Here is a 14595-nt window from a genome sequence, read left to right as displayed (position 1 = left end):
GCGCGTGCCCACATAATGGCGAAGACGCGGCAGCGCGGCGCAAGTACACTCGTCGGACCAGCCGACGGCCGGATTCGGGCAACCGCGCCCGCAAGGGCGCCCCAAACGCGGGAGTAATGACGATGGCAAACGACCAGATGCTTGCGCAGATGCGCGACAAACCGGGCTTCATCGCCGCGCTGGACCAGAGCGGCGGCTCGACGCCGGGCGCGCTGCGCCAGTACGGCATCCCGGAAAGCGCCTATAGCGGCGACGCCGAAATGTTCCGCCTGATCCACGAGATGCGCGTGCGCATCATCAGCGCGCCGGCGTTCACGGGCGAAAAGGTGATCGGCGCGATTCTCTTCGAAGCCACCATGGACGGCGAGGCGCAAGGCAAGCCCGTGCCGGCTTTCCTCTGGAACGAGCGCGGCGTCGTGCCCTTTCTCAAGGTCGATAAGGGACTGGAGGCCGAGGCCGACGGCGTGCGCCTCATGAAGCCGATTCCCGGCCTCGACGCGTTGCTCGAACGCGCGGCGAAGGCGGGCATTTTCGGCACCAAGATGCGCTCCGTGATCGAGCACGCGTTGCCTGCGGGCATCGCTTCGATCGCCGCACAGCAGTTCGCATTCGGGGCGCAGATCGCCGCGCATGGACTCGTGCCGATCCTCGAGCCTGAAGTGTCGATCAAGGCTCCCGACAAGGCCGAAGCCGAGACGCTGCTGCGCGACGAACTGCTCAAGGGCCTCGACGCCTTGCCCGCTTCGCAGAACGTCATGATCAAGCTGACGATTCCCGATACGCCCGACTTCTATCTGCCGCTCATCGAGCATCCGCGCGTGGTGCGCGTGGTGGCGCTTTCCGGCGGCTATACGCGCACCGACGCGTGCGAGCGCCTCGCCTGGAACCACGGAATGATTGCAAGCTTTTCGCGCGCCCTCATCAACGACCTCACGAAGGGGATGAGCGACGCCGAATTCGATGCAGCGCTCGCCGCGAGCATCGACGAGATCTGGAAGGCTTCGGTGCAGAAGGCCTGACTGCCCGGGCGAGGCGCGTCTAACCCGGCGTTAGCGCGCGCCGGGCCGGTTCTCATGCGGGCCGGCGAGGAAGGTCAGACGAATTCGGCCTCGTTGAGCGAGGCCGGTTATACTTGCACCTTCCCTTTTTTCTCCGAATGCACCGGCCATGAGGCAGCTACTCTGCCTGCTCGTCCTGTTGCCGGGCCTCGCGCAAACCGCGGCCGCGCAGGCGCAGCAGACGTCCGCTAGCGACACCGTCAGCGCCTCGGCTGCGAGCGCGGTTTCTCCCTCTGCTTCCGCACCCGTTGCACCCGCGAGCGCCGGTGCGGTCTCAGCGTCCGTTTCCAGGTATCTCACACGAAAGTTCGGTGTCGCGAAGGAGAAGGCGGCGCAGATCTCGCAGGCCGTAACCGGCGCTGCCGAGAAGTACTCGCTGCCGCCCGCGGTGCTCCTCGCCATCATTTCGATCGAGTCGCGCTTTCGCGAGAAGGCGCGCGGCGCCAATGGCGCGACCGGGCTGATGCAGGTCGTGCCGTCGGCACATCGCAATATCCTGCGCAACAAGGACCTTACCGATCCCGAGGTCAACATCGACATTGGCTCGTCGATCCTCTACGGCTACGAGCGGGCCGCCGGCGGCGACCTCAACTCGGCGATGAGGAACTATGGCGGCTCGAAGGCCTATGCGGAAAAGATCCGCACGCGCGCCGTGGAGTTCAGCCACGTGCTCGACACCGCTAGCGCGCCCGCCCCGAGCGACGCGCCCGCAAGCGCGGAGCTTGCGGCTTCGGCGGCGTCGGCTTTTGCGGCAGCGGCCGCTTCGGCTGTGAGCGCGGCTTCCGCGCCTGCTGCGAAAGGTTCTGGATCGGGGGCTTCGGCGCAAGCCTCCTTGCAAAGCACGGCTTCGAGCAACGCCCGGTAATCGCGCTTTTCAATACACGGGTTCGACGGATCGACGAAAACGCCAGGTGCGTGAGACCAGCAGCGTGCCGAGCGCAAGCCTGCGCGAAGCTGCATGCAGACGGATGCGCGCGCAACGAATCGACAACACTCGCGACGTGGGTGAATCGGCAGTCTGCTCCCGAGTGCGGGCGGCACTTGCCGTCATGCAGGCAGTGATGAACCGGGAACGATCGCGGCGCCGGCCACATGTGTAAACGACCCTCGCGTGGCTATGCCGCGCGAGGGTCGTTTCCGAACGGAGATTCCAGCGCCACCAAGGCTCACGCGCCGATTGCGGGCGTCTCTCCGTTTTCCGGATGCGGTGCCGGTGCTTGCGCCGCATCGGCCCTGGCGTCAGGCTGCACGGCCTGGACTTCCGATTGCACTTCGGCAGTCGGCGCGGACTGGGCTTGCGCTTCGGTCTGCACTTCGGCATTCGGCGCGGACTGGGCTTGCGCTTCGGTCTGCACTTCGGCATTCGGCGCGGACTGGGCTTGCGCCTCCGGCCGTGCTTGCGCCTTGCCGTCTTCGCGTGCCTTGGCCTGCGCCTCGGCCTTGGCCTTCTGGCGCGCGAGCGCCGCGTTTGCGCGACCGATGTGCGAGGGGTCGATGCCCGGACCTTCCGAAGCCGTGCCGTCGAGTTCGTAACGCGATCCGCCCGCGGCGACGCGCTCGTGATAGCGCGGATGATTCACGTGACGCTTGAGCACGGCGACGATCATCGTCCGCTCATACTCGGGATGACGGGCGACGAGATCCTCGGCCACGCCGATCTTGAGCGGCAAACGGTCGCGGAATGCAGGGTAGTGCTTCGCGAATACGTTCCAGACCGTGTTGAGCTGGCGGTTGCGCTCGATGCGCGCCCTTTCTGCCTCGCTCAAATTCGCTGCCGGCGGCTGCTGGGGCCGCGCCGGACGCCGGCGCTGCTGCGCGGCGCGCTCGCCGCCTTCCTGCCCGCGAGCCGGTTTGGGCTGTTGCGGGCGGCGCGGCTGCTGCGCGCGTTGGCCCTGCTCCGCTGGTTGCCCTTGTTGCGCCTGCTGCTGGCCAGGTTGCTGCGCTCTTGCGCCCTGGGGCCGGCTGTGGCGCGAACGCGAGCGCTCGTCCTTGGCGCCGGCCGCGCCCGCAGGCGCCGCGCCATCTCTCGGCGCGCGCGGTCCCTTCGGGGCGTGCGAGCCGCCATGGCTCTTCGCGCCCTTGTGGGCAGGCTTTCCCTGCGATTTTTGCGCGTGTTCTTCGGGCGGCTGGCCCGAGCCGCCACCCATGCTCTTCTTGATCTCAAGAAGACCTTCCTTGAAGCTCAGGGTACGGCGTTGTTGCGATGCGGCTTTCACGTCCAGCTCTCTTCCATATGGGACCGGACGCTATGATACCGAATCGCGGCCGACCTAACCGGGCAATCGTATGACAGAGCTGCGCCTGAATCCGCCATCATGCGCCCGCTGCCGGTAGCAAATACCCCTGTAGCGCGATAAAACCCCGATTTTCCGCTACGTATCCCTTGCGCCCGCAAGGACCGATTCCTGTCTCCATCAACACATCATGACGAATTCCGCATCCGCCCCCCGTTCCGCCGTTCGCGCCATCGTCACCGGTCATACGCGGGGGCTGGGCGCAGCGCTCGCCAAAGCGCTGCTGCAACGGGACATCGACGTGCTCGGCCTCGGCCGTGGTACGCACGGCGAACTCGCGTCCCAATACGCGACGCGGTTCGCGCAAGCCGTCGTGGATCTTGCCGATCCCGCTGCGCTCGACCGCTGGCTGGCCGGAGAAACGCTCAAGGCCTTCGCGCACGGCGCGCAGTGCGTGCTGCTCTTCAACAACGCGGGCACCGTCGACCCCATCGCGCCGCTCGGCGCCCAGGATGCGCTCGCCATCGCACGCGCCGTGGCACTCAACGTCGCGGCGCCCTTGATGCTCGCGAATGCGCTCGCCGCCATGCCTCATTCGAGCGCGAGCGCGTCGCGCCGTGTCGTGCACATTTCCAGCGGTGCTGCACGCAACGCCTACGCCGGCTGGAGCGTTTATTGCGCGACGAAGGCCGCGCTCGATCATCACGCGCGAGCCGTCGCGCTCGACGCGCCGCCTGGCGTGCGCGTCTGCAGCCTCGCTCCGGGCGTGGTCGACACCGGCATGCAGCAGACGATACGCGCGACGAGCGTCGATCAATTCCCGATGCGCGAACGCTTCGAACAACTCAAGCAAAACGGTTTGCTGTCCACACCGGAAGCTGCCGCGCAGCAACTGATCGACTATGCGCTCAGCGAGGCATTCGGATCCGTGCCGACAGCCGATGTGCGCGATCTCGTCAAGGCGTAAGCGCTTTGCGCATCGGCGGTCTCCCGCAAACCTTCACCTTCGCTGCCGTCCGCAGTGGAATGGGTGGGCCGGAAGCCGCGTTTTTTCCGCTGGCCAAGCCGTCCTTTTCTTGCCAGCCGGTATCGTCTCCCGCAAACACTCACCTTTGATATTCCCAACCCGCTTCACGTAAGCGCGATACGCGGCCGTACCGATTTCAGTCGTCGCGCGCCGCCCGCGAGCATGAGCAACGCGCCGATCGCGAGCAGGTCACCGGCGAGCCTCGCGGGCAGCAAATCCGTGACATGCGTTGCGCGCAGGAGCGTGTCGATTGCATTGGAGGCCACGGCCCCGCCCACAAAGCACACCAGGCCCTGCTGACCCACCGTGACGACGGCCGGCAGCCGTTGCGCGAGCCTTGCTATCCAGCCCTTGCGCACCGCCTGCGCTGCCAGCCAGGCAATGGCGGCAAAATTCACGATCCGCACGCTTGCGAGGTTCTGCTTCATATAGCCGGGCTGCGGGTCCAGATCGGCGAACAACTGGATGAACGCGAACGTTGCAACCAGCGACACAGCGGACACGGTCAACGCGCGACCCGCCAACGAAACCTGGAAAGCACTTGAGACGGGATAGAGGCGGCACAGCAGGCCGAGCATGAACATGGCCTGCCAGGCAAACGGATTGAACGGCCACGACGCGCCCGGAGCCGCAGGCAGCCACACGGCAAGCCAGCAGCCGCCGAACCACAGCACGAAACTGCCCACCAGCACGACATCGGGCGAACGGCGCGCGTGCGGCATCACGAACGGCAAGACCGTCACGAGCATGATGTACATCGGCAGCACGCCCGCGAGGTAAGGCTGATCGCGAAAGACCGCGATATTGGCGAGCATCGTGAACGGCTGCGCCGTGAAGCGCAGATAGCCCGACGCCGCCACCAGCGGCGAATCGACTCGCAGCATCACCGCGGCGGCGCCCGAAAGCAGCATGAGCGCGGCGGTGCACAAGTAGGCGGCGTAGATCTCGCGTCCACGTCGCCAGAAGCGACGGTTGGCCGCTTGTTCCCCCTTGCGCCCGGCGATGGCGAGCCAGGTCGCCGCGCATACGTAGCCGCTCACGAACACGAACACTTCCGCGGAGTCGCAGAACGCGAAGTTGTGCAGCATCACATGCGAAAGCACGCTCGACGGGACGTGATCGAGCGCAATGGCAATCAATGCGAAACCCCTGAAAAAGTCGATTTCGATCGATCGCTTCGCTATCTGGTTCATCAAAGACGACTCCCGTTCGTGCCGAAGATTACGATTGAAGGGATTCACGGTCGCGATTCGATGAAGCTGTCAGCTTCTATTTGTAAGGATGCCTGATCGATTCGCCACCCACTGCGTTGCGCATGAAAGGGTTTCGTAATAGCCGGCGCGAAAGCCCCGCGCCACTATGCGAATTTGATGCCAGCTCCACGCGGATTCCGGCTGAGCAACCCATGCTAAGCATTTCCCGTGCGCGATGCGCTCACGCAGCCGCCCGCACATGCCCGAACGGTGCGCAGCATGCCCACCAGGACAGCACCCGCCCTTTTCTGGTGCCGCATCCGACGACATCGCTTCCGCCCCGTCACGGCCGCTGGAAGGCGTCCGAAAGCAATGCATGCGTCCTTTGCGCGAGTCATGCCGGATGGACGCCGTGCGTGCCCCAAGGGTTCCGGCGAATTGGCGGATTTTTGTTGCCGCGCCCAGGGTCATCCCGCCCTCCCCGTCGAGTTACTTGACACCTAAAGTAAATCAATTTACATTGTCCCTGCGGTCTGAACGAAGGTAAACGAAGGAGCGAGCATGCGCATTGTTTGCATTGGCGGCGGGCCGGCAGGCCTCTATTTCGGCCTCTTGATGAAGCGGCGTCACCCCGGTTACGAAGTCACCGTGATTGAACGAAACCGCCCGTACGACACCTTCGGCTGGGGCGTGGTGTTCTCGGACCAAACGCTCGGAAACCTGCGCGCGGCCGACCCCGAAAGCGCCGGAGAAATTCTCGACGCCTTCAATCATTGGGACGACATCGAGATTCATTTTCGCGGCCGCTCGGTCCGCTCGTCGGGGCACGGCTTCTGCGGCATTGGCCGCAAACGTCTCCTCAATATCCTGCAGGCGCGCTGCGAAGCGCTCGGCGTGAAGCTCGTATTCGAATCGCAGATCACGGACGACGACATAACCCAGGCCGACCTCATCATCGCGAGCGACGGACTGAACAGCGCCACGCGTCAGAAGTACGCCGCCACCTATCAGCCCGATATCGATCTGCGCAATTGCCGCTTCGTGTGGCTCGGCACGTCGAAGCTCTTCGACGCCTTCACGTTCGCATTCGAAGAAACCGAATGGGGCTGGTTCCAGGCGCATGCCTATCGCTTCGACGACAACACCTCCACGTTCATCGTCGAAACACCCGATCACGTATGGCGCGCGGCGGGGCTCGAGACCATGAGCAAGGAAGACAGCATCGCGTTCTGCGAAAAGCTGTTCGCGCGCTATCTCGACGGTCACGCGCTGCGCTCGAACGCGTCGCATCTGCGCGGCTCGGCGCAATGGATCCGCTTTCCGCGCGTGGTCAATCGCGAATGGGTGCACTGGAAAACCGCGGCCGACGGCAAACAAACGCCCGTCGTGCTGATGGGCGACGCGGCGCACACTGCGCACTTCTCGATCGGCTCGGGCACGAAGCTCGCACTGGAAGACGCCATCGAACTCGCCAACAGCATGGAAGCGCACCCCGGCGATCTGCGCGCGGCGCTCACGCACTATACGAACGTGCGCAGCGTGGACGTGCTGCGCATCCAGAACGCCGCGCGCAACTCCACGGAGTGGTTCGAGCACGTGGACCGCTACGCGAAGTTCGAGCCGGAGCAGTTTGCCTATTCGCTGCTCACGCGCTCGCAGCGCATCTCGCACGAAAATCTGCGCGAGCGCGACGCCAGCTATCTCTCCGGTTTCGAAGCGTGGCTCGCGCAGCGCGCGGGTGGCGAGGCGCGCGCAGTGCCGCCGATGTTCACGCCCTATACCGTGCGCGGCGTCACGCTGAAGAACCGCGTGATCGTTTCGCCCATGGCGCAGTATTCGGCGCATGACGGCGTGGCCGGCGACTACCATCTCATGCATCTCGGCGCGCGCGCCATGGGCGGCGCTGCGCTCGTCATGACCGAGATGACCTGCGTTTCGCCCGAGGCGCGCATCACCCCCGCCTGTCCGGGCATGTATGCGCCAGAGCATCTGCAGGCCTGGAAGCGCATCGTCGATTTCGTGCATACGAACTCGGACGCGAAGATCGGCGTGCAACTCGGTCACTCGGGCGCCAAAGGCTCGACGCGCGTGGCCTGGGAAGGCATCGACCAGCCGCTCGACGACGGCAACTGGCCGCTCGTCTCCGCTTCGCCGCAACAATACTTGCGCGGCGTGAGCCAGTGGTCGCACGAGGCCAGCAAGGAAGAACTGCGCGAAATCGAGGCGCAATTCGTGCGCGCCGCGCAAATGGCAGTCGAGGCGGGCTTCGACTGGCTCGAATTGCACTGCGCGCACGGCTATCTGCTTTCGAGCTTTCTCTCGCCGCTTACGAACCAGCGCACGGATGAATACGGCGGCTCGATCGAGAATCGCCTGCGTTATCCGCTCGAAATTTTCAGGGCGATTCGCGCGGTATGGCCCGACGACAAGCCGATTTCGGTGCGCGTTTCGGCACACGACTGGGTGGAAGGCGGCAACACGCCCGACGACGCCATCGAGATCGCGCGCGCCTTCAAGGCGGCGGGTGCGGACATGATCGACGTTTCCTCGGGTCAGGTGAGCAAGGAAGAAAAGCCCGTCTATGGCCGCATGTTCCAGACGCCCTTCGCCGATCGCATCCGCAACGAAGCCGGAATCGCGACGATTGCCGTGGGCGCGATTTCCGAAGCCGATCACGTGAACGGCATCATTGCGGCGGGGCGCGCCGATTTGTGCGCCGTGGCGCGGCCGCATCTGGCCAATCCGTCGTGGACGCTCACGGAAGCCGCGCGCATTGGCTACCTCGACATCAAGTGGCCGCACCAGTACACGGCCGCCAAGACGCAACTGGAGCGCAACATAGAGCGCGAGCGTGCGGCAGCCGCCGCGGCCGCTGGGCTTTCGCCACTCGAGCGCGCACAACGCGCAGAAGGAACGGTGTGAGCATGAACCAGGCAATCCTCAACGATCGTCACGCCGTCGTCACGGGCGGCGGCAGCGGCATCGGCGCCGCAACGGCTGCTGCCCTCCTGCGTGCCGGCGCCCGCGTCACGCTGATGGGGCGCGATGCCGCGCGGCTCGATGCGCAGCGTGCGGCGCTAGGCGGCGGCGAAAACGTGGCCTGCGTGAGCACCGATATCACCGACGAAAGCGCCGTGAACGCAGCGTTCTCGCGAGCCGCAGAAAAACTTGGCGCCGTGGATATCCTCGTCAACAACGCAGGCCAGGCCCAGGCCGCGCCGTTCACGCAAACCGACCTCGCGCTGTGGAAGCGCATGCTCGACGTCAATCTCACGGGCGCGTTTCTTTGCACGCGGGCGGTGCTGCCCGCCATGCTCGCGCGCAAGGCGGGGCGCATCGTCAACGTCGCGAGCACGGCGGGCCAGGTCGGCTATCCGTATGTCGCCGCCTACTGCGCCTCGAAACATGGCGTGATCGGCATGACGCGCGCGCTTGCGCTCGAAGTGGCCACCCAGGGCGTGACCGTGAACGCCGTCTGCCCCGGCTATACGGAAACGGAGTTGCTCCAGGCGTCGCTCGAACAGATCACGCGCAAGACTTCACGCAGCGAGGCTGAAGCGCGTAGCATCCTCGTGCGCCACAACCCGCAGCAGCGGTTCGTCACGCCCGACGAAGTCGCTAACGCGGTGCTGTGGCTCTGCGCACCCGGATCGTCCGCGATCACGGGCCAGTCCATTTCCGTCTCAGGTGGAGAAATCACATGACCTCGCCCGCATCCACGCGCAAGAACGCCACCGCGAAGGCCGCAACGAAAGCGCCGCGCAAGGGCGTAGAGAAGCCGGCCGAGAACGTCGTCGACATGGAAATGAGCACGGGTGCCGACAGCCACATGGGCCTGCGCCTGTGGCTGCGCCTGCTCACCACGACGAACCTCGTGCAGGCCGAGTTGCGCCGCCGTCTGCGCGCCGAATTCGACACGACGCTGCCGCGCTTCGACTTGATGGCGCAACTAGAGCGCCACCCCGAAGGCCTGCGCATGACCGAACTCTCGCGCCGCTTGATGGTGACGGGCGGAAACGTCACCGGCATTACCGATCAGCTCGAAAAAGAAGGCCTCGTCGTGCGCGACGTCGCCCCCGACGACCGGCGCTCGTTCGCGGTGCGCCTCACACCCGAGGGACGCGCCCTCTTCGACCGCATGGCGGCAGCGCACGAGCAATGGGTCGTGGAACTATTCGGCGGCCTCTCGCTCGACGAGAAGTCGAAGATGCACGAGCGCCTCGGCAAGCTCAAACAACATCTGCGCAACGGCATCGAAGGCTGAAGCCGCGCGGAGCAGATAGACAGGAGACATATCTTGACGACACGTTCCAGCGCCGACGCGCTCTTCGCAGGCAACCGCGTGACGCTTGCGGGCTATCAGGCTAAACACTTTGGCTGGTCTGTAGAGAGCCGCGTCGCGACCATCACGCTCAACCGCCCCGAGCGCAAGAATCCGCTTACGTTCGAATCTTATGCAGAACTACGCGATCTCTTTCGCCAGCTCGCCTATGCAACCGACGTGAAAGCCGTCGTGCTGCACGGCGCCGGCGAGAACTTCTGTTCGGGCGGCGACGTGCACGACATCATCGCGCCGCTCGTCGATCTGCCGATGCCGGAACTGCTGATGTTCACGCGTATGACGGGCGATCTCGTCAAAGCGATGCGGCACTGCCCGCAGCCGCTCATCGCCGCCGTGGACGGCGTGTGCGCCGGCGCGGGCGCGATTCTCGCAATGGCCTCCGACATGCGCTATGCCACGGCACGCAGCAAGCTCGCGTTTCTCTTCACGCGCGTGGGACTCGCGGGCTGCGACATGGGCGCGTGCGCGATCCTGCCGCGCATCATCGGGCAGGGCCGCGCCGCGGAACTGCTTTATACGGGGCGCTCCGCGAGCGGCGAGGAAGGTCATGCGTGGGGTTTCTACAACCGCCTCTGCGACCCCGAGACGCTGCTCGCCGATGCCCAGAAGCTCGCCGCCGATCTCGCGTCGGGCCCGACTTTCGCACACGGCATCACCAAGACGATGCTGCATCAGGAATGGACCATGAGCATCGACGAGGCCATCGAATCCGAGGCCCAGGCGCAGGCGATCTGCATGGCCACGCGCGATTTCGGCCGGGCCTATGAGGCGTTCGCGGCGAAGACGCGTCCGGTTTTCGAGGGGGACTGAATTGAACGCTGCCGCACAAACCAACCTTCACGACCCGCTCGCGTGGCCTTTCTTCGAAGATCGTCATCGCGCGCTGGCTGCGGGAATCGAGACCTGGGCGCGTGAGCATCTCTCGCACGTGCCGCACGACGATGTCGATGCGACCTGCCGTACGCTGGTGCGCAAACTGGGCGACGCCGGCTGGCTGCGCTATGGCGTGGGCGGTACGGCATACGGCGGCCATGGCGATACGATCGATACGCGCGCCGTCTGTTTGCTGCGCGAAACGCTAGCGAAACACTCGGGCCTCGCCGACTTCGCGCTCGCGATGCAGGGTCTCGGCTCCGGCGCGATCTCGCTGGCCGGCAACGACGCGCAGAAGTCGCGCTATCTGCCGCGTGTCGCGCGCGGCGAGGCGATCGCTGCGTTCGCGCTCTCCGAGCCGCAAGCGGGCTCCGACGTAGCCGCGATGGCGCTCGCCGCACGCCCCGAGGGCGACGACTACGTGCTCGACGGCGAAAAGACGTGGATCTCGAACGGCGGGATCGCCGATTTCTACGTGGTGTTCGCGCGCACCGGCGAGGCGCCGGGCTCGCGCGGCATCAGCGCCTTCGTGGTCGATGCCGACACGCCTGGGCTTGAAATTGCCGAACGAATCGACGTGATCGCGCCGCACCCGCTCGCGCGACTGAGTTTCACCGGCGCGCGCGTGAAGCGCAGCCAGATGCTCGGCGCCCCCGGCGAAGGCTTCAAGATCGCCATGCGCACGCTCGATATCTTCCGCACGTCGGTCGCCGCGGCTTCGCTGGGCTTTGCGCGCCGCGCGATGGCCGAGGGGCTTGCGCGCGCCGCCTCGCGCAAGATGTTCAACCAGACGCTCGGCGACTTTCAGTTGACCCAGGCAAAGCTCGCGAACATGGCCCTCACCATCGACAGCAGCGCGCTGCTCGTCTATCGCGCGGCGTGGCTGCGCGACCAGGGCGAGAGCGTGACGCGCGAAGCCGCCATGGCGAAATGGCATGCAAGCGAAGGCGCGCAGCAGGTGATCGACGCGGCCGTACAGCTGTGGGGCGGCATGGGCGTGCAGAGCGGCAACATCGTCGAATCGCTCTACCGCGAGATTCGCTCGCTGCGCATCTACGAAGGCGCGACCGAAGTGCAGCAACTCATCGTCGGGCGCGACCTGCTCAAGGAATACAACGCCGCGTAAGCCTGCGCGGCCCCTCTATGGAATCGGACGAGACATGAAACAAGCCCTTCTTCCCGCAGGCTGGATCAAGCCGCGCGGTTATGCCAACGGCGTGGCCGCCACCGGCACCCAGGTCTATATCGCCGGTCAGATCGGCTGGGACGAGAACGCACGCTTCACGAGCCGGGAATTCGGCGCGCAGGCCGTGCAGGCGCTGCGCAATATCGTCGCCGTGCTGGGCGCGGCGGGCGCCAGGCCTGAGCATCTCGTGCGCATGACCTGGTATGTCACCGACAAGAAGGAGTACCTGGCATCGCTGAAGGAGATCGGCGCAGCGTTTCGCGAATTGATCGGCGACTACGACATCGCGATGAGCGCGGTTCAGGTGGTCGCCCTCATGGAAGACGAAGCCAAGGTCGAAATCGAAGCAACGGCCGTGATTCCCGACGACGCGCGCCTCACGCGCGCATAGGCCGCGGCAAGCGCAACAGCACGACCCGCCCATTCAGACTGCCGGAGACGCCATGCAACCCACCGCCCATGTCGATACCTTCGCCCGCGATCATCTGCCGCCCGAGTCGCAGTGGCCCGACATGCTGCTCGACAACCCCGACGTCGCCTACCCCGCACGCATGAATTGCGCGGTCGAGCTGCTGGACCGCGCGATCGAGGCCGGGCACGGCGAGCGGCCGGCCATCTGGTCGGACATCGACGGCAAGCCCCAGGCGACGACATATGCCGAGCTGCTCGCGCTCGTCAATCGCAGTGCCCACGTGCTCGTCGAAGACATGGGACTGCAACCGGGCAATCGCGTGCTGTTGCGCGGGCCGAACACGCTGCAGATGGCGGTCGCGTTCCTCGCGTCGCTCAAGGCAGGCCTCGTGGTGATTCCCACCATGCCGCTGCTGCGCGCGAAGGAGCTCAAGCAGATCGCCGACAAGGCACAGGTTAGCGCCGCCTTGTGCGACGTGCGGCTCACCGAAGAACTGGCGCGCTGCATGGATCCCGCCGACGAATTTTTCTGCGAGAGCCTGAAGCAGGTCCGCTATTTCCACGACGAGGCGCCGGGCGACGCTTCGCCGGGCGACGCTTCGCCGGGCGTCGGTTCACGGGGCACGCTGGAAGCCTTGGCGAGAAACAAGCCCGCCGACTTCACGGCCTGCGATACGGCCAGCGACGACGTCTGCCTGATCGCCTTCACGAGCGGCACGACGGGCATGCCGAAGGGCTGCATGCACTTCCACCGCGACGTGATCGCCATGTGCGACCTCTTCCCGCGCCACATACTGAAGCCCGCGGCCGATGACGTGTTCTGCGGCACGCCGCCGCTCGCGTTCACATTCGGGCTGGGCGGCTTGTTGTGCTTCCCGATGCGAGTGGGCGCATCGACCGTGCTGATCGAGAAGCTCACGCCGGCGCTGCTGCTCGATACCATCGAGCGCTTTCGGGCGACGATGGTCTTCACCGCCCCCACGTTCTATCGGCAGATGGCGCCGCTCGTCGCGCAGCACGATCTTTCCAGCCTGCGCAAGACGGTCTCGGCAGGCGAGGCGCTGCCGCAGGCCACGCGCGACCTGTGGCACGAGGCGACCGGCATCGAGATGATCGACGGCATTGGCGGCACGGAACTGATTCATATCTTCGTTTCGTCGGCGGGCGCCGACGTGCGGCCCGGCTCCATCGGGCGTGCGGTGCCGGGTTACGTCGTACAGGCGCTGGACAACGATCTGCAACCTGTCGCGCCGGGTGTAACGGGCAATCTCGCCGTGCGCGGTCCGACCGGTTGCCGCTACCTCGCCGACGAACGCCAGAAGGTGTTCGTGCGCGGCGGCTGGAATCTGCCCGGCGACGCCGTTTCGATCGACGCCGACGGCTACGTGTTCTATCAGGCGCGCTCGGACGACATGATCGTTTCGTCGGGCTACAACATCGCGGGGCCGGAAATCGAGACGGTGCTCATGCAGCATCCTGCGGTGGCCGAGTGCGGGGTGACGGGCGTGCCCGACGAACTGCGTGGCCAGGTGGTCAAGGCCTTCGTCGTCCTGCGCCCAGGCTTCGACGCGAGCGACGCGCTGGTCGCCGAGTTGCAGAACTTCGTGAAAAACGCGGTGGCGGCGTACAAGTATCCGCGCCTGATCGCGTTCATCGACGCGCTGCCGCGAACCGAGACTGGGAAGCTCAAGCGTTCGGCATTGCGGGCGCTGTAAAGCGGGAACGCATTGCGCGGACGGAATGCGCATGATCCTGCGCATTCCGCTCCTCGGCGCCGCGTTTGCGCGCAATTGCGCTCATTCGGGCTAAGCTGGCCCCGCGAGTTTTGCGCAAAATTATGCGCAAATTCCCGCCGACAACCTATAATGCGCATCATCATGCGCAAAAATCACACCGACTTGCCGATCTCCAACGTCGAGCGCCTCGCTGAGTCGCTGCGCGCGACCCGGCGCGCGCGCAAGTTGACCCAGCAAGCGCTGGCCGATCGTGCCGGCATCGCCCGCCGCACCATTACGAACGCCGAACGCGCGGGCAACGTCGGCATTCGCGAACTCTGCCGTCTCGTGAACGCACTCGGCTACGAAGTCGTCTTGCGGCCCATGGATACCGTGATACTCGAGGACCTGAATGATATCTTCAGGGACGACGAATGACAGGCGATGCCCCATTCGACCTCGAGCGGCTCCTGCGTGAAATCCGCAGTCTGCAAGTGCATACGCCGCAGGGCCCGAGCGGCTTGCTGGCGCGCGAAAGCCGCTTCGTCTTCAACTA

13 protein-coding genes are annotated in these 14595 nt (G+C 65.5%); 11 read left to right on the top strand and 2 right to left on the bottom strand.

Annotation, left to right across the window (positions count from 1 at the left end; all coding sequences use genetic code 11):
- Positions 1-122 precede the first annotated feature (122 nt).
- Both BMI01S_RS23340 and BMI01S_RS23335 read left to right on the top strand, forming a co-directional pair.
- Positions 123-1019, top strand: coding sequence for a fructose bisphosphate aldolase (locus BMI01S_RS23340; RefSeq protein WP_028232321.1), 897 nt, complete (start codon positions 123-125; stop codon positions 1017-1019).
- Positions 1020-1167: 148 nt separating this feature from the next.
- Positions 1168-1923 (top strand): transglycosylase SLT domain-containing protein, encoded by a 756-nt coding sequence (locus tag BMI01S_RS23335; protein ID WP_028232322.1) that lies wholly within the window; start codon positions 1168-1170, stop codon positions 1921-1923.
- Between the two features lie 301 nt (positions 1924-2224).
- On the opposite strand, the gene BMI01S_RS23330 is transcribed toward BMI01S_RS23335, so the two are convergent.
- Positions 2225-3274: a ProQ/FINO family protein gene (locus BMI01S_RS23330; protein ID WP_028232323.1), complete on the bottom strand. Its 1050-nt coding sequence runs from the start codon at positions 3272-3274 to the stop codon at positions 2225-2227.
- Positions 3275-3482: 208 nt separating this feature from the next.
- Here BMI01S_RS23330 and BMI01S_RS23325 point away from each other — a divergent pair, with 208 nt between their 5' ends.
- Entirely contained in the window at positions 3483-4259 is a 777-nt protein-coding gene (locus tag BMI01S_RS23325) for an SDR family oxidoreductase (protein ID WP_028232324.1), read from the top strand.
- A 164-nt stretch (positions 4260-4423) separates the two neighbouring features.
- Here the strand turns inward: BMI01S_RS23325 and BMI01S_RS23320 are convergent, their stop codons facing one another.
- Positions 4424-5512: an OpgC domain-containing protein gene (locus tag BMI01S_RS23320; RefSeq protein WP_028210209.1), complete on the bottom strand. Its 1089-nt coding sequence runs from the start codon at positions 5510-5512 to the stop codon at positions 4424-4426.
- Between the two features lie 561 nt (positions 5513-6073).
- Here BMI01S_RS23320 and BMI01S_RS23315 point away from each other — a divergent pair.
- The 8 genes from BMI01S_RS23315 (at position 6074) to BMI01S_RS23280 (ending at position 14477) form a co-directional block, all read left to right on the top strand.
- The gene (locus BMI01S_RS23315) at positions 6074-8434 is read left to right on the top strand and encodes a bifunctional salicylyl-CoA 5-hydroxylase/oxidoreductase (RefSeq protein WP_028210210.1); all 2361 of its coding nucleotides are present in this window, start codon (positions 6074-6076) and stop codon (positions 8432-8434) included.
- 2 nt (positions 8435-8436) lie between these two features.
- The gene (locus BMI01S_RS23310) at positions 8437-9216 is read left to right on the top strand and encodes an SDR family NAD(P)-dependent oxidoreductase (protein ID WP_036017989.1); all 780 of its coding nucleotides are present in this window, start codon (positions 8437-8439) and stop codon (positions 9214-9216) included.
- Positions 9213-9776, top strand: a complete 564-nt coding sequence (locus tag BMI01S_RS23305; RefSeq protein ID WP_028210212.1) for a MarR family winged helix-turn-helix transcriptional regulator — start codon at positions 9213-9215, stop codon at positions 9774-9776. The genes BMI01S_RS23310 and BMI01S_RS23305 overlap by 4 nt, the downstream gene beginning before the upstream one ends.
- Positions 9777-9809: 33 nt before the next feature.
- Positions 9810-10664: an enoyl-CoA hydratase family protein gene (locus tag BMI01S_RS23300; protein WP_036017990.1), complete on the top strand. Its 855-nt coding sequence runs from the start codon at positions 9810-9812 to the stop codon at positions 10662-10664.
- Position 10665: 1 nt separating this feature from the next.
- Complete coding sequence (locus tag BMI01S_RS23295) at positions 10666-11853, top strand: acyl-CoA dehydrogenase family protein (protein WP_028210214.1); 1188 nt, start codon at positions 10666-10668, stop codon at positions 11851-11853.
- Between the two features lie 34 nt (positions 11854-11887).
- Positions 11888-12304, top strand: a complete 417-nt coding sequence (locus BMI01S_RS23290) for a RidA family protein (RefSeq protein WP_028210215.1) — start codon at positions 11888-11890, stop codon at positions 12302-12304.
- A gap of 52 nt (positions 12305-12356) precedes the next feature.
- Positions 12357-14039 carry an AMP-binding protein gene (locus BMI01S_RS23285; RefSeq protein ID WP_028232325.1) on the top strand — a complete coding sequence of 561 codons (1683 nt, stop codon included), beginning with the start codon at positions 12357-12359 and terminating at the stop codon, positions 14037-14039.
- Positions 14040-14201: 162 nt separating this feature from the next.
- On the top strand, positions 14202-14477 hold the full coding sequence (locus BMI01S_RS23280; RefSeq protein WP_042290750.1) for a helix-turn-helix transcriptional regulator: 276 nt from the start codon (positions 14202-14204) through the stop codon (positions 14475-14477).
- Positions 14478-14595 lie beyond the last annotated feature (118 nt).

This window comes from Paraburkholderia mimosarum LMG 23256 = NBRC 106338, from assembly GCF_000739815.1.
GTDB lineage: Bacteria > Pseudomonadota > Gammaproteobacteria > Burkholderiales > Burkholderiaceae > Paraburkholderia > Paraburkholderia mimosarum.
Note: the sequence above shows the minus strand (reverse complement) of the source record. Positions and strands in the feature narration are given on the sequence as shown.